We start from the raw sequence: 16638 nt of genomic DNA, 5'->3' as shown, positions 1-16638 counted from the left end.
CTCTTTTGTCAATCCATGGATTGACATTTTAGCTTCTTTTCGCACAAACCGCCCGGACTCGGAGTAACCGAAGACACGGGCGGAACCGTTCATTGGACTAAGGATTGTTTGTATGCTGCACATTTTGCAGCTTTTGGGACGCCTTGCCTTTGCCATGATGAATCTTGTTTTTCTTCTGTTTAGCTTGCGTGGCATGAACCTTCGCTACAAATTCGCTAGTCGATTCCATGTTCAAATCCCCTCCTTTGCCATTAAGTAGGGTATCCGCGGAGAATTCACCTTATGCGTTCCGTAAGCCGAATGCTACAGTCTCATTATGAAATGGCATAGCATCTTAAAAATCCAAATGGGTCAGCGCGGTATTCACGCTCATCGCCGCTTTGCTACCTCCGGCAGCCGCAACAATAAGCTGGGCAGGCGAGATTGTTGCCGCATCGCCGGCTGTGTAGACATGCTCTACGGTTGTTTTTCCGTAATCATCTATCGCCAGACCACCGCTTTCATTTAATCTGCAGCCTAATTTCTCGGCAATGCGGATCGGGAGATACCAGTCAGACGTTACAAAACCTCCCGTACGCGCTACTTCCGTCCCGTCGGCAAAAACGATCTTTTGCAGACGGCCGCTTTTTCCCCTCAGAGAAGCGATGGGCTGCTCGAAGATCCGCACACCCCGGCTCATAAGCTTCGCCCGTTGCTGCGGCTCAAACGTTCCGACCCCATTGGTGCACACAATGAGATCTTTGCTCCAGTTGTAGACTGTGGACGCCATCGAGAAGCGATGGGACTCATTCTCTGATATCACGGCAAGAGGCTGGTCCCTTAGCTCCCATCCGTCGCAGTAAGGACAGCTGAACAAGGAAGAGCCGTAATAATCGGCGACACCCGTTATGTCGGGCAGCTTCTCCTTTAGTCCAAGCGCCAGTATAATCGTCCGTGCCTGATACACCTCTCCGGTACTTGCCTTTACGAGAAACAGGGCGTGCCCCCGCTTCACCATATCCACGGCCTTATTCCGAACCACTTGCACAGAAGGATATTTGCTTATATCAAGATGCGCAGCCCGCCGGAACTCATCGGGCTTCACGCCATCTCTTGTAATAAATCCATGCGATTCCCGGGTCACCGCATTCCGCGGCTTATTATCGTCAAACAGCACAACGTGCCGCCTTGCTCTCCCCAGTACAAGCGCCGCATTAAGACCAGCCGGCCCGCCTCCTATAATAGCGCAGTCATACAGCTTCATTTGTTATCACTCCTTAAAAACCTATATCCCTACTCGCTATTCGTTCAGTATGGCATCTTTGCGCAAAAACAAAACGCTTATCCAAGCACAAAAAAACCGCGATGCTTATGAAGTCTTGCTTCACTAAGTACGCGGTTTATTCGGGATTTATGCTTGGTTGGGGAGAAATGCGGGAAAAAGTTTATCCTCGAATCGGGTGGATAGTACGACCAGAGTCGAAGAAAATCCAAAAGTATGACATTTCTCAAGGAAGTTCTCCAAGGTCTCGCTTGTTTCCGTCACAACCTTTAATAAATAATTGAATTCCCCGCTCGTTCGGTAGAAATCCACGATCTCAGGTGCGGCCTCGCTAAAAGCTTCAAATTCTTTGCAGTTGTTCGACTTAAACAATACAAACGCCGTTGTATACTTGCCAAGCTTGGATAAAGACAGTTCTGCCCGGTAGCCCGTAATGACTCCCTGCTCCTCGAGCTTTCGAAGCCTCTCGGTAACAGCCGGCTGCGACATAGCGATGATGCGGCTCATCTCCGATATCGTAATTCTAGCGTTATCATGAAGGATCGACAGTATTTTATGATCAATTTGGTCCATAAATGGGGATCACCTCTTAATTAAAGGTTTGGGACAGCTACTACAGTAATAATGAAGCTTTCGGGCGTCAAACTCCTTAATCTTCTCATGTAAATTGTAAGCCGATTCCAATAAACTGTCACTAATAACCAATGAGGGAGATGGATGACGATGACTGCGACCTTTAATGAAACAAATAGAACGAGCGGGGTAAGCTTTTTTACGACCGGTGAAGGGATACGAATTGCTTTTCGAATCGATGGGGCAGCCGGCAAGCCGATACTGATGCTCGCTAACTCTATTGCTACTTCCATGAATATGTGGGACGGACAGATCGCTCGGTTTACCGAGCATTTCCGCGTGCTGCGCTACGACTATCGCGGACACGGCGACTCGGATACTCCAGCCGGACCTTATTCCATGGACCGAATGGGCAGAGATGTCATCGAGCTGCTCGACTCGCTTCAGATCGGCCGCGTCCATTTTCTCGGGCTGTCACTCGGCGGTGCCGTCGGACAATGGCTTGGGATTCATGCTCCCGAACGGATCAGCCGGCTGGTCTTGAGCAATACCTCGTCCTATCTGGGACCATCTGAGCAGTGGAATGGCTTAATTGACTCGGTTCTGCAGGCGGAGAACCTGAACGGATTCGCAGATATGTTTATCAACAATTGGTTTCCTTCGCCTATGATCGAGTCGGAGAGCGAGATTGTCGCAGCCTTTCGCCAAATGGTCCTCGCCACCCGCGCAGAAGGAATCGGAGGCAGCTGGGCCGCAATCCGCGACATGGACCTGCGCCGGACCGCTGCTCTTATCAGCAGCCCCACATTAGTCATTGCCGGTCAGCATGATACGGTAACGCTCCCCAGCCATGGCGAATTAATTGCCGAGACGGTGCCGCACGCAAAGCTTCTTATACTGCCTGCCGTCCATCTCCCCAATGTAGAGTTTCCTGATGCGTTCGAGAAAGCTGTAATCGATTTTCTGTTGTCGGAGTAAAGAAGTAAGCCTGCCGTTTGGATAACAGGCAAGGTATCATAAACCCCAAATCCCGTCCCGTCAAGAGATAATGTGCGAGTAAGCGACGTAGCCAGGGCTTCCCCCTTTCGCTTGGGAAATAAGAAGAAATTTGCGAGTCAGAAGCACGCTATCGCTTTTTCGTATTCGCCTTGTATCATGTAACCTATTCGTAGGCCAATTGTAAGATACGGTCATTACTTATATAAAAGGAGAAGTTACATGAACAGCGTGGATAAAATCAGATTTACGCTTCTTTACGGCGAATCACCGGAGGAACAATGCTTCGGATATATGGAACGAAACCGGAATGGCACCATGATTGCGCTCTATAACGGGTACGGCGAAGAAATCGATATGTACGGCGGACATGAATTTGTTATTCTTCGGACACTTGGCAAATTCGATGACGAAGACCGCGATCATTTTTATGACCTGTTAGAAAGTGATGGCGTAGGATGAACAAGGGCCGCCGAGATTCTTAGCGGCAGCCCTTGCGGTAGCATTTTTATTTGATTTTGATATCAATGTCCCCATGAATCCGGGTCGGGTAATCCTGAATGAAGAGCGTGAGCGGGCTTTGGTAGTTTTCTTTCGGGATGTAATACTCGTATTCAGCATCTGAACCGTTGCCGGAGGAACCTGTCATATGGGACTCGAAGGATTTACCGGAAGCGTCCTTGTACGTACTTTCGAATAAGCTGTACATCCGGTTCTGATCAAGCGTATCTTCATTTTTCATCTCAAAGATTAGAATGCTTTGGCCATCCTCGGCACTGGTACCGATATCTTTCAGAGTAAGCCGATCATCCGGGCTGGCAAGCAGTTTCTTATGGCTAAGATCAACCTCTACTTCCCGCTTATCCTTATCCAAGGCTCGGATACTGCTCGCCCGCAGATAGAGATGTTTGGGCTTACGGAAGTAATTGCTTTCGAGGTACAGGACTTGACTGTTCTCACTTAAGGTCGAACCGGATACGCCATTTGTGATGGAACCGAATTCTTCTCCCTTCTCATCCTCAAGCCTAAGGTCATCAAAGTAGAACAGCTTCTTCGTATTAGCCGGGTCATAACTCACTTCAATTCCTATCCTGGTCGGGTAAACGGTCATTTTCCCGAAGATGATCTTCTGACCTTCAACCAAGACGGTCTGATTGATATCGTAGGTTTCCTTCAACCCTTCAAACTTAGCCTTGTCGATTGGAATGGCAAAATGCCATGCCGTGCCGCTTGTTGCGGCTTCGCCAGTCTTCTTCAGCTCGAGGTCGACATTTAAGGTATCCGGAATCTGAACGCCTTCCACAAAATTAAAGTCAATGGTACCTTGCTTGGTATCCCAGTCCTCCCTGAAATCAGAAGATCCATGCGAGATGGAAGCTTCCAAATGCTCAGTAAGTTTCACGCCTTGAAGATTAACCACACTCTTCTGCCCATTCATATTCTCTAGCGAATAGAACGCTATGATTCTCGATTCATCGGCGATGATGCCGTCAATCGTCATTTTCATTCCGTCCCGCTCTTCCGAAAGGCCCACTGGCTGCATGAAATCATTGTCCATCGCCAGCTCAAGGCCTTTATCATAATGAATGAGCTCGACTAGCGGCTTAAGGCCCGGTATCTCCCCCACATAAGCGGCTACTTCAGGTGAGAAGCGGACGGAAACAACCGATACGAGAAGCAAGAGACAAGCGGTATAAGCTGCTACTCTGGAAAATACTTTGCGTCTTCTGCGCCGCCTGCCGGCCCTTATTCCGCTCCAAATTTTCGCGTCAATCTCGGACGGAATAGGCATGTCCTCCATATACTCCTTCATCGCTTCCAGCTCCGGAAGCTCGCGCGCCTGCTCATCCCGATATTCATCCATTCGGCTCCCCCTCCTTCCCCAGCCGCTGCCGTAACCCGCCTAGAGCTTTATGCAGCCATGTTTTTATCGTGCCTTCCGGCTTCTGCAGCGTTCTTGCAATCTCCGTAATGGTCAGATCATGATAATACTTCAGTTGAATCACTTTCTGATAGTTTGCATCCAGCTGCTCCACCGCCGACTCGAGCATAACCCGCTCCAGCAAGGCCGACTCGCCGCTTGTTGCATGCAGATCAAGCGCAGCGGCAGCTGCTTGCTGTCCGTCCGTTCTTCGCGCCTTCCGCTTCGCTTCATCCGCGCAATAATTCATCAGAATCCGGATCAGCCAGCTGCCGAAAAACTCCGGCTCCTTCAGCTTGTGAATCTGCATATATGCGCGGCAGGTCGCTTCCTGCACGGCTTCAAGAGCATCGGTTTCATTCTTCAAATAGGAATAGGCAATCCGGTACATCTTCTCTTTCTGCTGCGTAATGAGACTATAAAAGGCAGCATCATCGCCACGTTTCGCTGCGGCCACCAGTAATTCGTTCCCCACACGCTTCCTCCCCTGCCATTTTGCATCTAATTATTAGACTCCCGGGAGGATCAAACGGTTTTGGCAACAAGACAAATAAAATAAGCAGACGAATTCGCCTGCTTAATCAACCAGCTTCATAAAGGACTGTACATGTTTCTTTAGCTGCTCGAGTTCGTCACTGGACAATTGGTCCCCCCGGAAGTTCTCGGCGTCTTCGTCGGGTATCAGAATCGTTGACGGCTCATGAAGTTCCTCCGTGCGATCAAATCCATCCTTGCTATCCAATACATTCGACTTATAGCCCTGGCTGTGCGTGATTACCGTCTTAATGTATTTGCCTCCCGTATCGTAAAAGTCCTCTACCGTCTTCAGATCCACCCTCGTATAATTTTTGTCTGCTTTAGTCGTGGTGATGGCATTCACCTTCTTATAGCCGGTTGGTTCATATAGGCCTTCCGCATTCTGATCCAGGACCTCAATCCCGAAAGCTTCAACATGCTGAACCTCTTCAGCTTGGCTACCGCAAGCGTTTATCAGGAACAGGCTGCATAAGAACAGAAATAGTTTAATGAGCTTAGCTGCATGGTTTGCATTCCTCATTTCTCCACCTCCCCCATGTAAAGACGAAACTGGTTCCCAAAAGTTTCTATATTTATTGATGCTAACCGCGCTATTTACTTCTTGCTGCCTCCCTTCCCATGCGATAGTAGGGCTAGACTCACTATTTGTGAGGCTCAGCGCCGCCTCTAGGCGGACCTCCTCACTCCTGCACGGCAAACAGCCGGTTTGCACACCTCTACGGCGAATAGCCTCATTATTTAATGAGGCTAACCGCGCTATTTTACTCTTGCTACCTCTCTTCCCATGCGATAGTGAGGCTAGACTCACTATTTGTGAGGCTCTACGTCGCCTCTAGGCGGACCTCCTCACTCCTGCACGGCAAATAGCCCGTTTGCACACCTCTACGGCGAATAACCTCATTATTTAATGAGGCTGGTTCATTATTGGTATGGAGCTAGTTCAAGATAAAAGCTTGGCAACGTAGAAAGCAGTAGGCAGAAGGAAGTCCGTTCCTACTCTCGTAGCAATCAGCCTCAATTATTCCAAACCTTTAATATACCAGGCGTCGCACGCAAAATGCTCCGATCCGGCCAGCGGCGCAGCCAGCGACTCGAAGCCATGCTTGGCGTAGAAGCGGTTGGCAGCATGCATATTTTGCAGTGTTTCAAGATAGCACTGTTTATAATAAAGCCGGGCAAAGGCTAACGCCGTATCGAGCAGCTTTACCGCCATGCCTGTACCGCGTACTGCCGGGAAAAGATACATTTTCTGCAGCTCGCATACTTCCTCCGAGTCGGCAAACGGCGCAATCCCGCAGCCGCCAACAACTTCGCCATCCTGCTCGATGACCCAATAGGCCCGGCCTGCGCGATTATAATAGTCAGACAGATGGCTCAAGCTTTCGTCTGCCCATGCCAGTCCTTCCCGATTGCCTCCAAATTCGATCAGGCATTCTCTGATTACGCGTTCAATTGCTGCGTTGTCTTTCTCCTGAAGCTCTCTGATAATCATGATGACAACCTCCGTTTCCGTACCTATTATAATCCGAAAACAGGACAGAAAAAACCGCGCAACAGAGATTATCTCCATTGCGCGGTTCTTCTTTTTCAGCAAAAAATTATTTACCTACGATTGCGTTAAGCTGTGCACGGCCTGCGATGATCTCTTGTTGATAACGATCTTGCATCGGTTCAAGGATCGAAGGCTCGCCGCCAAGAGCAACGATTTGCGCGCTTGCATCGTTCATGACTGTTTTGTACTGAGCTGTGCAGCTGCTGAATGCGGCTGTACCGGTTTTGTACAATTCCGTCTTCTCATGCGTAGACGTTAACGTCGTGAACTCCACGGCAATGTCCGTCAGGCCGGCTTGGCACTGGTTGCGCAGCTGGAACAGCTTCGCGGAAGTGTCATTGTACACCTGTTGGATTTGTTTCTCGTTGTTGCCGTTGTTGCCATTGTTGCCGTTGTTGCCGTTGTTGCCGTTGTTGCCGTTGTTGCCGTTGTTGCCGTTGTTGCCGTTGTTGCCGTTGTTGCCGTTGTTGCCGTTGTTGCCGTTGTTGCCGTTGTTGCCGTTGTTGCCGTTGTTGCCGTTGTTGCCGTTGTTGCCGTTGTTGCCGTTATTGCCATTGCCATTACCGTTGTTACCGTTATTGCCATTGCCGTTGCCATTGTTGCCGTTGTTGCCATGGCCATTACCGTTGTTGCCGTTGTTGCCATTGTTGCCGTTGCCATTACCGTTATTGCCATTGTTGCCATGGCCATTGCCGTTGTTGCCGTTATTGCCATTGCCGTTACCATTGTTGCCTTTGCCGTTGTTACCTTTACCGTTCTGAACGCTCTCAACAGCCTTTTGCACTTCTTGTGCAAAGTTCTGAATCACCTTCTGAATGAACGTATTAGCAAGCGGTTGGAACGACGATTGCGAGAAAAAGCTCGACAATGACGATCCTGTTGTAACGGCAGCTGTTGCTGTTTTGGATGCGGCTGCTGTGCTGGACGCGTTAACGATAAGCGCCGGCACAAGCAAAGCCGTAGCAGCCAACGTTACCAGTGCCCGGAATTTCTTTTTCATACCTTCCTCCTCCTGCATTTCCTGCAATTTCGTTTTATAAGGTAAATCCGCACTTCACATCCGCCCGGCCGAAGCGGACCTTCTTTCAAGTGCTCACCCCCTTTCGAGATCAGGATTTGCAGTAACTTACTGAATCACCTTTGAGCTATTCTTATAAATTCGCCTTGGGCTCATCCTACAAATTCACGGATTTGCGCTCTGCCTCCGGACGATTCACCGGACGGCGTCCTACCGAGTAGTAGACAAAACCGTGCTGCTCCATCACCTTCGGATCAAAGCTGTTGCGTCCGTCAATCATGATCGGCTGCTTCATCCGGTCGCGGACTTTTGCCAGATCCATCGTCAATACTTCATTCCATTCGGTCAAAATCACGCAAGCATCGCAGCCAGCAGCCGCAAGCTCCGCCGACTCCAGATAAGCGACCTCCGCAGGCAGCTGTTTCTTAGCCGCTTCGGCTGCAATCGGATCAAACGCGCGAACAACCGCGCCTTGCTTCAGCAGCTCCGGAATAATGCTTAAGGACGGCGCCTCGCGCATATCGTCCGTGTTAGGCTTGAATGCCAGGCCCAGCACGGCAATCTGCTTGCCCGCAAGTCCGCCAAGCGTCTCGCGAAGCTTGTCCATGACGACGAAGCGCTGGCGATGGTTTGTTTTGATAACCGACTTCAGCAGTTCGAAATCATACCCCGACTTATCCGCGATATGCGCTAACGCGTAAGTATCTTTCGGGAAGCAAGAGCCGCCGTAGCCGATGCCGGCCTGGAGGAATTTTTCGCCGATCCGGCTGTCCATGCCCATGCCTTTGGCTACGTCTTCCACGTCGGCGCCGACTTTTTCGCAGATGTTGGCGATGGCGTTGATGAACGAGATCTTGGTCGCGAGGAACGTGTTCGCCGCGTATTTGATCATCTCCGCGCTTTCCAGATCCGTCTTGAAGATCCGCGTCTTAAAAGGCGCATGCAGCTGCGCGATCTGCTCCGCCGCCTCCGCGTTGTCCGAGCCGATAATGGCGCGATCCATGTTCATGCAGTCCGACAGCGCCGTACCTTCACGGAGGAATTCCGGATTGGACACGACGTCAAAGCTTGTCCAAGGGTACTTCTTATTCGCCTGAACAACCTCGCGCACAAGCTCGCCGGTGCCGACCGGCACGGTGCTCTTGTTCACGATGATTTTGTGACCGTTCAGATGCTCGCCGATCTTTTTCGCCGCCGACATGACGTAGCGCATATCCGCTTCGCCCGTTTCCGACATCGGCGTGCCAACCGCGATATAGACGATGTCCGAAGCTTCGATCGCTTCGCCTACTTCGGTCGTGAAGAGCAGGCGGCCTTCGCTCTTGTTGCGAAGTGCCATTTCTTCGAGACCCGGCTCATAGATCGGGATGACGCCGCTATTGAGCAGGTCGATTTTGCGCTGATCCACGTCGCAGCAGATAACCCGGTTGCCTACCTCGGCAAAGCAAGTACCCGAAACAAGACCGACATAACCCGTACCGATTACTGTAATTTTCCGCATGTTAGTTCGCCGCCTTCGTAATAAAATGCTTTTCGTATACTTGCTGCAGGTAGCCCAGTACATCCTTCTGCAGATCGTCGCGCTGCAGCGCGAAGTCGAGTTGTGCTTTGATAAAACCAAACTTATCGCCTACGTCGTAACGGACGCCTTCAAAGTTGTAAGCAAGCACGTTGCGCTGGTCGTTCAGCTTCTTGATCGCATCGGTCAGCTGAATTTCGTCTCCCGCGCCCGGGGATTGATGCTCGAGAATATCGAAAATCTCCGGCGACAGCACGTAACGGCCCATAATCGCGTAATTGGAAGGAGCGGCTTTTTTCGAAGGCTTCTCCACCAGGCCATCCAGGAAAAAGACCGACGGCTCGATCGACGATCCGCGAGGAGCGATTATCCCGTATTTGGATACATCCTCATCGGCTACGCGCTGCACGCCAACAACCGAAGACTGATAGCGGTCATAGACGCGGATCAGTTGGCTGAGGCATGGATCCTCGGACTGTACAATATCATCGCCAAGCAGTACGGCAAACGGCTCGTTACCCACAAAGCTGCGTGCGCACCAGATGGCGTGGCCAAGGCCTTTAGGCTCTTTTTGACGGGTGTAGTGAATGTTCGCCATCTCGGAGATGCCGCGGATTTGCTCAAGCTCCTTCGTCTTGCCTTTCTTGGCAAGCATGTCCTCAAGCTCGTACGACTTGTCAAAATGGTCCTCAATCGCCCGCTTGCCGCGGCCGCTGATGATCAGAATGTCCTCAATGCCGGAAGCAATCGCTTCTTCAATGATGTATTGGATAGTCGGCTTGTCCACGATCGGCAGCATTTCCTTCGGCTGAGCTTTTGTTGCAGGCAGGAATCGGGTGCCGAGACCGGCAGCTGGAATTATCGCTTTACGCACTTTCATGGGACATCCTCCTCGATTTCATTTGAATGGTTTGCTTGATGCAGGTGATCACGCGGTCTTGCTCTTCCCACGTGAGACTGGAACCCGACGGCAGGCAGATGCCTTGCTCGAACAGCGTGTCGGACACGCTGCTGCCCGGCTCATGCGGGAAGTACGGATAATATTGCAAAAGCGGCTGGCGGTGCATCGGCTTCCATACCGGGCGCGCTTCGATATTGGCTTCGGTGAGCCGCTCCAGCAGATCGGCCGGTGTGCAGCCGGTAATAATCGGATCGATCGTCATCGTTGTCAACCAGCGGGTAGCGTAGCCATATTCCGCTTCCGGCATCATGTTGATGCCTTCGATGTCGGCAAAAGCCCGCTTGTACCGGTCGAATACCGCACGTCTAGCGGCTACCCGGTCGTCCAGCAGTTCCAGTTGTCCGCGGCCGATTCCCGCGAGCACGTTGCTCAAGCGGTAGTTGTAGCCAAGCTCCGCATGCTCGTAATGAGGCTGCGGCTCGCGAGCTTGCGTCGCCCAGAAGCGCGCCTTCGACAGCGCCGCGGTATCGTCGGAGACCAGCATGCCGCCGCCGGAGGTGGTAATGATTTTGTTGCCGTTAAAGGAGTAGATCCCGAATTTGCCATGGGTTCCGCTGGATTGGCCTTTGTACATGGTGCCCAGGGATTCGGCGGCATCTTCAATGACCGGCACGCGGTATTTGGCACAGATCTCGTTAATAGCGTCCATGTCGGCGTTTTGCCCGTACAGGTGGACAACGATAACCGCTCTAGGCAGCTGCCTGTTGCGATGCGCCTCCTCGAATGCGCGCTCAAGCGCCTGCGGCGACATCGTCCAAGTCTCGGCGTCGCAGTCGATGAAGACCGGCACGCCGCCTTCGTACAGCACCGGATTCACGCTTGCGATAAAAGTAAGCGAGGAGACGAAAACGCGGTCGCCGCGTCCAACTCCCAGCAGCCTAAGCGCCATATGGATGGCCGCGGTGCCGGAGGACAGCGCAACTGCCCCCTTCGCTCCTACCTTCTCGGCCAGCTCGCGCTCGAACTGGTCGACATTGGGACCAAGCGGCGCGATCCAGTTCGTGCGGAAGGCTAACTCTACGTATTCGCGCTCCCGCGTTCCCAAATGCGGCGGGGATAAATAGATTCGACTGTTGTTCACGTCGCGATCAGCTCCTCTTGTGCTGCCCGCCTCTGTCAGGGCGGGCTATGTGGTACGCGCGGCTCGCGTTGGCAACGCCGCGCGCTTGGGTTTGGTTTACTGCGCCGCCAGCAGCGAAGGCTGCGGCGCGGGTTTTGACTTGCTGTAAGCGGCTTTTGGCGCTTACAGGGGCTGGTTTGCCGCGGCAGCGAGGGCCGTAAGCTCCTTTTGGAGCTTACGTAGCCCGGCGCTGCGCGCTTAATGGTGCTGAAAGGCGGGCTCCAGCAGTGTAAGGCGGGCTTCCGCCCTACACTGCCTCACTCGTACTGCCTTACAGCGCCTTCTCCACGCTAAGGCGTGGCGGCACGACCCGTGCCGGAACGCCCACGGCGGTCTTGCCGCCGGGGATGTCCCGGACGGCGACGCCGCCCGCGCCAAGCACGGACCAGCTGCCGACGCGGATGCGCGGGATGAGCACCGCGCCGCTGCCGATATGCGCGCCTTCCTCGGCGGAGGCGGCGCCGGCCATGGTCGCGTTCGGCGATACATGCGCGTACGGACCGACCAGCGCGTCATGCTCGACGACCGCGCCGGAATTGATAATGGCGTGCGCGCCAACTACGGCGCCCGGGCCAATGACCGCGCCGGGCATCACCACGGCGCCAAGCCCGATTCGCGCATCCTCCGCGACAACGGCCGCGGGGTGCACCAGTACTGCGTAAGAAGACTCGGGCAGAGAGAGCAATTCTACGATTGCCCGTCTCGTCCGGTTGTCGCCGATGCCGATTACCACATGCATGCCCGGCTCATCCGCGAGAAAATGCTTCAGCGTCGCGATTGGACCATACGGCAGGCCGCCCCGCAGCTCGACGCCGGAGAAGCGGTCGTCAAGAACTGCCGCCAATCGGTAAGTCTTCGATACGCGGGCGATGTCCATCAGCACCCGGCCATGTCCGCCCATACCCACTACGATTAGAGGGCGTCTTGCAGGCTCCTCCATTACCCGGTATTGCTCCGTATGACCGCTAATCATGATGCATTCCCCATTTCTCTGCTTCCCGTAAATTTTTGAACGGTGGCCTGACCCGCGCTCGAGATTCCGTCACGCTTCAGCACCTTTCCCACAGTCCGTACCAGTATGCGAAAATCAAACCAGATACTCCGCCGCTCCACATACAAGAGATCAAGCTTGAACTTGTCTTCCCAGGAAACGGCATTGCGTCCATTAACCTGCGCCCAGCCCGTAATGCCCGGACGGACATCGTGACGATGCGCCTGCTCTTCGGTATAAAGCGGGAGATATTCCATCAATAGAGGCCGTGGCCCCACCAAACTCATATCCCCGCGAATCACATTAAATAATTGCGGAAGCTCGTCCAGACTCAGCTTGCGCAGCAGCTTGCCGAAGGACGTCAGCCGCGCTTCGTCCGGCAGCGGTTGACCGAACCGGTCGTACGCGTCCCGCATCGTGCGGAACTTCAGCACATAGAACGGATTGCCGTACCTGCCCGGACGCTGCTGCTTGAACAAGACCGGCGAACCCAGCTTCAGCTTCACCAGCAGCGCAACGATCAACATCACCGGCGACAGCAGCAGCGCAGCAGGTACGCTGGCTACCAGATCGAACAGCCGCTTGCCAAAGGCATTCAGCCTGGCTCCTAGTCCGCGGCTCCGATTCACTTGAGCCTTCGTACTGCGATACAGCCGCATTAGACGCTCCACAACCCGGGCTTCCGTAAACGTTGCCTCAATCCGGCGGCGTCCCGCATCACCCATCCGCTTCCTGGCTTCCGGCGTATTCATCATCGCCGCAAGAGCTTCGCCCAGCTGCATGGAATCCCGGTAAGGGACGAGCAATCCGGTCTCGGCATGCGCCACCAGCTCTCTAGTGCCCAGCACTCTCGTGGCAACAACCGGCTTGCTGAGCGCCATCGCTTCCATCAGGGAGCGCGGGATGCCTTCTTTTTCCGAGGTCAGCGTTACGGCATCGGCCATAACCAGCCAAGGAATAATCGAGGACTGCTGTCCGACGAACAGTACATCGTCCTCGAGGCCGCTCATTTCCGCCTGAAGCTTAATTTCCGCCTCCAGCGGGCCTTGTCCGGCTAGTACCGTTACCCAATTCAAGGCACCAACCCGCTTGAGCTCCGATAAAGCATCGAGCAGCAGGCTATGATCCTTCACCGGTTCAAAGCGCGCCGCCATAAACAGCACCTTTTCCTCCTGATCGATCCCATGCTTCCTGCGAAGCGCCGCTGTCTGCTCCGGCGTTACCCTACCTGCCAGTTCGTCCAAATGCTTAAGGTCTACTCCGTTGCCTTCCACAAACACCGGCCGCCAAGGCGCCAGCTTGCGAAGCACGCCGGCATCCTCCTCGTTCTGCGAAGCTAGCGCATCGCAGCATACCGCGCCAAACTTCTCTAGCATTTTGTATAACCAATACGTCTTCTTCGACTGCCCTTCATAGAACGGCAACCCGTGGCTCGTATGAATAACCACCGGAACCCTCGCCAGCTTCGCCGCAATCCGTCCGATCAGACCGGCCTTGGCCGTGTGGGTATGCACGATGTCATACCGCTCGCGGCGGAACAGCTTGTACATCGCAAGGATCGAACGCAGGTCGGCAACCGGCTGAATGGACCGCGCCATCGGGAGCAGCTTCCATTCGAACGGGTAGGCTTTTTCCTTCATCAGCTCCGCATCTACACCCTCTGGAGAGGAGATGAAGGTTACCTGTACGCCTTCCTGCTGCTGAAGCAGCCGAAGCTTGTCGCCCATAATTTTGTGGCTGATGCCGGAGGTGCAGATATGGGCTATTTTTCGATTCATTGTCCCGCCGCCTTTACCGCCGTTTCCAGGTCGGAATGGGCGCCATAATAGGACTTATACCACTCGGCAAAACGTCCGATGCCTTCCTCAATCGTTGTCTCCGGACGGAAATCAACATCCGCCATCAATCCGTCGATGTCCGCGTAGGTCGCTGTTACATCGCCAGGCTGCATCGGTTTAAACTCCATAACCGCTTTGCGTCCCAGCTTGTCCTCAATCGTGTTGATGAACGCCATAAGCTCAACCGGCTTGTTGTTGCCGATGTTGTACACCTTGTAAGGCGCATAGCTTGTGCCCGGATCCGGATCGACGCGATCCCATTCCGCGTTCGGCTGCGGCGCCTGGTCAAGCAGACGGTAAATGCCTTCCACAATGTCATCGATATACGTAAAATCGCGCTGCATCTTGCCTTCGTTGAACACCTGAATCGGCTCTCCGGCCATAATTTTCTGCGTAAAGCTGAAGTACGCCATATCCGGGCGGCCCCATGGGCCGTATACGGTGAAGAACCGAAGTCCCGTCGTAGGCAGGTTATATAAATGGCTGTAGGCATGCGCCATCAGCTCGTTGGATTTCTTCGTTGCCGCGTACAAGCTTACCGGATGGTCGACATTGTCGCTGACCGAGAACGGCATGCTGACGTTGGCGCCATACACGGAGCTGGAGGAAGCGTAGACCAGATGCTTGATGCCTGCCTGACGCGAAGCTTCCAGCACATGGCCGAAGCCCTGCAGATTCGTCTCCAGATAAGCAAAAGGATTCGTGAGGCTGTAACGCACGCCCGCCTGAGCCGCCAAATGCACGATTGTCGTAACGCCTTCCTCCCGGATCAACGCCAGCAGACCTTCGTAATCCGCCAGATCCTGCTCGGCTCCCTTGAAGGACGGTGAAGCGACCAGCTGCGACCAGCGGTCCCGCTTCAGCTGCACATCGTAATAGTCGTTGAAGTTGTCCAGGCCAACGACACGCTTGCCTTCCTTCAGCAATCTCGCGCTCAAATGGAAGCCGATAAATCCGGCTGCACCCGTCACCAAAATCGTCATATAGCCCCCACCCTTTCTCTGCTCTCGCTTGTGCTTGTTGTTTCGCTGCCTGTATAGGCCTCGTCTTGACCTGTTTTGTCTGAAAGAATTTGTTCCCCTGCGGCTGCGGCTTCTGCTACCGAATCCTTCAGAGCCCCTTGTCTCACCATATCGCCAAAAGACTGCCAGAAAGCCTGACGCTTCGCATCCAGCCGCTGCTTCGTGAATTGCTTGGACTTGCCGAAATTCTGTTCCGCCTGCTCCTTCAGCCATTTGCGGTCAAACGTCGCTCGTTTGATCTGCTCGGCCAGTTGGCCGACTTGGCCCGGACGATGAAGGCAGCTCTCGTGGATCAGCTCCGGAATTCCGCCTGCCATAGAACCAAGCACTGGGCATCCCCGGCTCATCGCTTCAATCGTTGCCCGCGGCAGCCCTTCCTGATAGCTAGGCTGCAGATACAGATCAATACCGTCCAGCCATTCGAAGACGGCCCCGCCGCTAGGCAGCACGCCTTCGAAAGAGACCATGCTTCCGATGCCCAGCTTTTCGGCCATTGCCTGCCAGCGTGCCGGATCCCCGTCGCCAAGAACTCGGAACTTGGCAGATGGCAGCTGCTGCTTCGCCTTGGCAATTGCGCGAAGGGCAATGTCGATCCCTTTCGTGCGGCCGTTCAGCGACCCGATCAGCCCAATCGTCATCGGCGCATCCGGGCTCATCGCCTGCAGGCGCTCCAACCGGCGTGTCAACACTTCATCGCCCGGCTCCGGAATTTCCACATTGGAGCAGGATTCCGTCTTGCCGCCGATATTCGGATAACGCTGCTGCAGGAAACGCTCCGTTACATACAGCGCGTAGGGCGCATCCTTCACGATCGTCCGTGTCTGGTTGAGCGAGAACGGCGCGTACAGCTTGCCCTGCAGATTGCCGTAATTCCATAGTCCGTCCCAAGCGCAGGCCACGACTTCAACCGCATAAGGCTTGCCCATTTGGCGCGCAACCCGGATCGCTTCGGCACCGATTTCGCTTGGCACACGCGCGATAACGGCGTCAGCCTTGCCGATCGCCTCTTGCAGCAACTGCTCGATATAGCCCCGCTTCGTCATTTTATTGACCGGATTACTCAGTGACGGAAGCACAAGGAAATCCACATTTGGTCCACTCGACAACGTCTTGCCCGCCATATCTTCATCCGAGGATGCCTTCTTGCCCCGGGCTGCAACCGTAATCTGATCGAATACGCCTAGATACCGTTCCCACACTGCATAAGGCAGCTTGCCTCCGGAGAAAAATTTCCCCGATTCGTTAAAATAAAACGTATGGTCATGTGCCCACAGCACGTTCATGTCTTTCCCTCCTTCTGTTTCTATTGCCCGTAAGGCGGTTATTGCC

17 protein-coding genes and 1 pseudogene are annotated in these 16638 nt (G+C 53.8%); 2 read left to right on the top strand and 16 right to left on the bottom strand.

Features of this window, described 5'->3' with window-relative positions:
• Nucleotides 1–97: 97 nt before the first annotated feature.
• The 3 genes from PJDR2_RS32305 to PJDR2_RS02025 all read right to left on the bottom strand — a co-directional run bounded on the left by PJDR2_RS32305 (nucleotide 98) and on the right by PJDR2_RS02025 (nucleotide 1834).
• The gene (locus tag PJDR2_RS32305; protein WP_012772377.1) at nucleotides 98–229 is read right to left on the bottom strand and encodes a DUF4023 domain-containing protein; all 132 of its coding nucleotides are present in this window, start codon (nucleotides 227–229) and stop codon (nucleotides 98–100) included.
• 105 nt (nucleotides 230–334) lie between these two features.
• Complete coding sequence (locus tag PJDR2_RS02030) at nucleotides 335–1243, bottom strand: NAD(P)/FAD-dependent oxidoreductase (protein WP_012772376.1); 909 nt, start codon at nucleotides 1241–1243, stop codon at nucleotides 335–337.
• Nucleotides 1244–1390: 147 nt separating this feature from the next.
• The gene (locus tag PJDR2_RS02025; RefSeq protein WP_012772375.1) at nucleotides 1391–1834 is read right to left on the bottom strand and encodes an Lrp/AsnC family transcriptional regulator; all 444 of its coding nucleotides are present in this window, start codon (nucleotides 1832–1834) and stop codon (nucleotides 1391–1393) included.
• 144 nt (nucleotides 1835–1978) lie between these two features.
• Here PJDR2_RS02025 and PJDR2_RS02020 point away from each other — a divergent pair, with 144 nt between their 5' ends.
• Complete coding sequence (locus tag PJDR2_RS02020; RefSeq protein ID WP_012772374.1) at nucleotides 1979–2812, top strand: alpha/beta fold hydrolase; 834 nt, start codon at nucleotides 1979–1981, stop codon at nucleotides 2810–2812.
• Between the two features lie 240 nt (nucleotides 2813–3052).
• Nucleotides 3053–3292, top strand: coding sequence for a hypothetical protein (locus tag PJDR2_RS02015; RefSeq protein ID WP_012772373.1), 240 nt, complete (start codon nucleotides 3053–3055; stop codon nucleotides 3290–3292).
• A 46-nt stretch (nucleotides 3293–3338) separates the two neighbouring features.
• Here the strand turns inward: PJDR2_RS02015 and PJDR2_RS02010 are convergent, their stop codons facing one another.
• From PJDR2_RS02010 to PJDR2_RS01955, 13 genes and pseudogenes are all read right to left on the bottom strand, one after another.
• Nucleotides 3339–4694 (bottom strand): DUF4179 domain-containing protein, encoded by a 1356-nt coding sequence (locus tag PJDR2_RS02010; protein ID WP_012772372.1) that lies wholly within the window; start codon nucleotides 4692–4694, stop codon nucleotides 3339–3341.
• Entirely contained in the window at nucleotides 4687–5226 is a 540-nt protein-coding gene (locus tag PJDR2_RS02005) for a sigma-70 family RNA polymerase sigma factor (protein WP_012772371.1), read from the bottom strand. Before PJDR2_RS02005 ends, PJDR2_RS02010 begins: the two co-directional genes overlap by 8 nt.
• Before the next feature lie 102 nt (nucleotides 5227–5328).
• Entirely contained in the window at nucleotides 5329–5808 is a 480-nt protein-coding gene (locus PJDR2_RS02000; protein WP_012772370.1) for a hypothetical protein, read from the bottom strand.
• Nucleotides 5809–6306: 498 nt separating this feature from the next.
• On the bottom strand, nucleotides 6307–6780 hold the full coding sequence (locus PJDR2_RS01995; RefSeq protein WP_012772369.1) for a GNAT family N-acetyltransferase: 474 nt from the start codon (nucleotides 6778–6780) through the stop codon (nucleotides 6307–6309).
• A 106-nt stretch (nucleotides 6781–6886) separates the two neighbouring features.
• A complete protein-coding gene (locus PJDR2_RS33035; RefSeq protein WP_012772368.1) occupies nucleotides 6887–7840 on the bottom strand; it encodes a hypothetical protein in 954 nt (317 codons plus the stop codon).
• Nucleotides 7841–8015: 175 nt separating this feature from the next.
• Nucleotides 8016–9359: a UDP-glucose 6-dehydrogenase TuaD gene (gene tuaD / locus PJDR2_RS01985; RefSeq protein WP_012772367.1), complete on the bottom strand. Its 1344-nt coding sequence runs from the start codon at nucleotides 9357–9359 to the stop codon at nucleotides 8016–8018.
• Nucleotide 9360: 1 nt separating this feature from the next.
• Entirely contained in the window at nucleotides 9361–10257 is an 897-nt protein-coding gene (gene galU, locus PJDR2_RS01980; RefSeq protein ID WP_012772366.1) for a UTP--glucose-1-phosphate uridylyltransferase GalU, read from the bottom strand.
• The gene (locus tag PJDR2_RS01975) at nucleotides 10244–11419 is read right to left on the bottom strand and encodes a DegT/DnrJ/EryC1/StrS family aminotransferase (RefSeq protein ID WP_012772365.1); all 1176 of its coding nucleotides are present in this window, start codon (nucleotides 11417–11419) and stop codon (nucleotides 10244–10246) included. The genes galU and PJDR2_RS01975 overlap by 14 nt, the downstream gene beginning before the upstream one ends.
• 310 nt (nucleotides 11420–11729) lie before the next feature.
• Nucleotides 11730–12398 (bottom strand): acetyltransferase, encoded by a 669-nt coding sequence (locus PJDR2_RS01970; RefSeq protein WP_012772364.1) that lies wholly within the window; start codon nucleotides 12396–12398, stop codon nucleotides 11730–11732.
• A 29-nt stretch (nucleotides 12399–12427) separates the two neighbouring features.
• Nucleotides 12428–13048: a sugar transferase gene (locus tag PJDR2_RS33375; protein ID WP_265525148.1), complete on the bottom strand. Its 621-nt coding sequence runs from the start codon at nucleotides 13046–13048 to the stop codon at nucleotides 12428–12430.
• A 69-nt stretch (nucleotides 13049–13117) separates the two neighbouring features.
• Nucleotides 13118–14176 (bottom strand): annotated as a pseudogene (locus PJDR2_RS33370) (glycosyltransferase family 4 protein); the annotation flags it as partial.
• Nucleotides 14177–14223: 47 nt separating this feature from the next.
• Complete coding sequence (locus PJDR2_RS01960) at nucleotides 14224–15270, bottom strand: NAD-dependent epimerase (protein ID WP_012772362.1); 1047 nt, start codon at nucleotides 15268–15270, stop codon at nucleotides 14224–14226.
• On the bottom strand, nucleotides 15267–16592 hold the full coding sequence (locus PJDR2_RS01955) for a glycosyltransferase family 4 protein (RefSeq protein ID WP_012772361.1): 1326 nt from the start codon (nucleotides 16590–16592) through the stop codon (nucleotides 15267–15269). The genes PJDR2_RS01960 and PJDR2_RS01955 overlap by 4 nt, the downstream gene beginning before the upstream one ends.
• Nucleotides 16593–16638 lie beyond the last annotated feature (46 nt).

It is taken from the genome of Paenibacillus sp. JDR-2 (assembly GCF_000023585.1).
Taxonomy (GTDB): Bacteria; Bacillota; Bacilli; order Paenibacillales; family Paenibacillaceae; genus Pristimantibacillus.
The sequence above is the reverse complement of the archived record's forward strand: the minus strand, read 5'-3'. Positions and strand labels throughout refer to the sequence as shown.

What these genes read in the sequence shown, in the direction of transcription:
- PJDR2_RS32305 (WP_012772377.1), bottom strand. Translation starts at nt 229, where the DNA reads ATGGAATCGACTAGCGAATTTGTAGCGAAGGTTCATGCCACGCAAGCT.
- PJDR2_RS02030 (WP_012772376.1), bottom strand. Translation starts at nt 1,243, where the DNA reads ATGAAGCTGTATGACTGCGCTATTATAGGAGGCGGGCCGGCTGGTCTT.
- PJDR2_RS02025 (WP_012772375.1), bottom strand. Translation starts at nt 1,834, where the DNA reads ATGGACCAAATTGATCATAAAATACTGTCGATCCTTCATGATAACGCT.
- PJDR2_RS02020 (WP_012772374.1), top strand. Translation starts at nt 1,979, where the DNA reads ATGACGATGACTGCGACCTTTAATGAAACAAATAGAACGAGCGGGGTA.
- PJDR2_RS02015 (WP_012772373.1), top strand. Translation starts at nt 3,053, where the DNA reads ATGAACAGCGTGGATAAAATCAGATTTACGCTTCTTTACGGCGAATCA.
- PJDR2_RS02010 (WP_012772372.1), bottom strand. Translation starts at nt 4,694, where the DNA reads ATGGATGAATATCGGGATGAGCAGGCGCGCGAGCTTCCGGAGCTGGAA.
- PJDR2_RS02000 (WP_012772370.1), bottom strand. Translation starts at nt 5,808, where the DNA reads ATGAGGAATGCAAACCATGCAGCTAAGCTCATTAAACTATTTCTGTTC.
- PJDR2_RS01995 (WP_012772369.1), bottom strand. Translation starts at nt 6,780, where the DNA reads ATGATTATCAGAGAGCTTCAGGAGAAAGACAACGCAGCAATTGAACGC.
- PJDR2_RS33035 (WP_012772368.1), bottom strand. Translation starts at nt 7,840, where the DNA reads ATGAAAAAGAAATTCCGGGCACTGGTAACGTTGGCTGCTACGGCTTTG.
- tuaD (WP_012772367.1), bottom strand. Translation starts at nt 9,359, where the DNA reads ATGCGGAAAATTACAGTAATCGGTACGGGTTATGTCGGTCTTGTTTCG.
- galU (WP_012772366.1), bottom strand. Translation starts at nt 10,257, where the DNA reads ATGAAAGTGCGTAAAGCGATAATTCCAGCTGCCGGTCTCGGCACCCGA.
- PJDR2_RS01970 (WP_012772364.1), bottom strand. Translation starts at nt 12,398, where the DNA reads ATGGAGGAGCCTGCAAGACGCCCTCTAATCGTAGTGGGTATGGGCGGA.
- PJDR2_RS01960 (WP_012772362.1), bottom strand. Translation starts at nt 15,270, where the DNA reads ATGACGATTTTGGTGACGGGTGCAGCCGGATTTATCGGCTTCCATTTG.
- PJDR2_RS01955 (WP_012772361.1), bottom strand. Translation starts at nt 16,592, where the DNA reads ATGAACGTGCTGTGGGCACATGACCATACGTTTTATTTTAACGAATCG.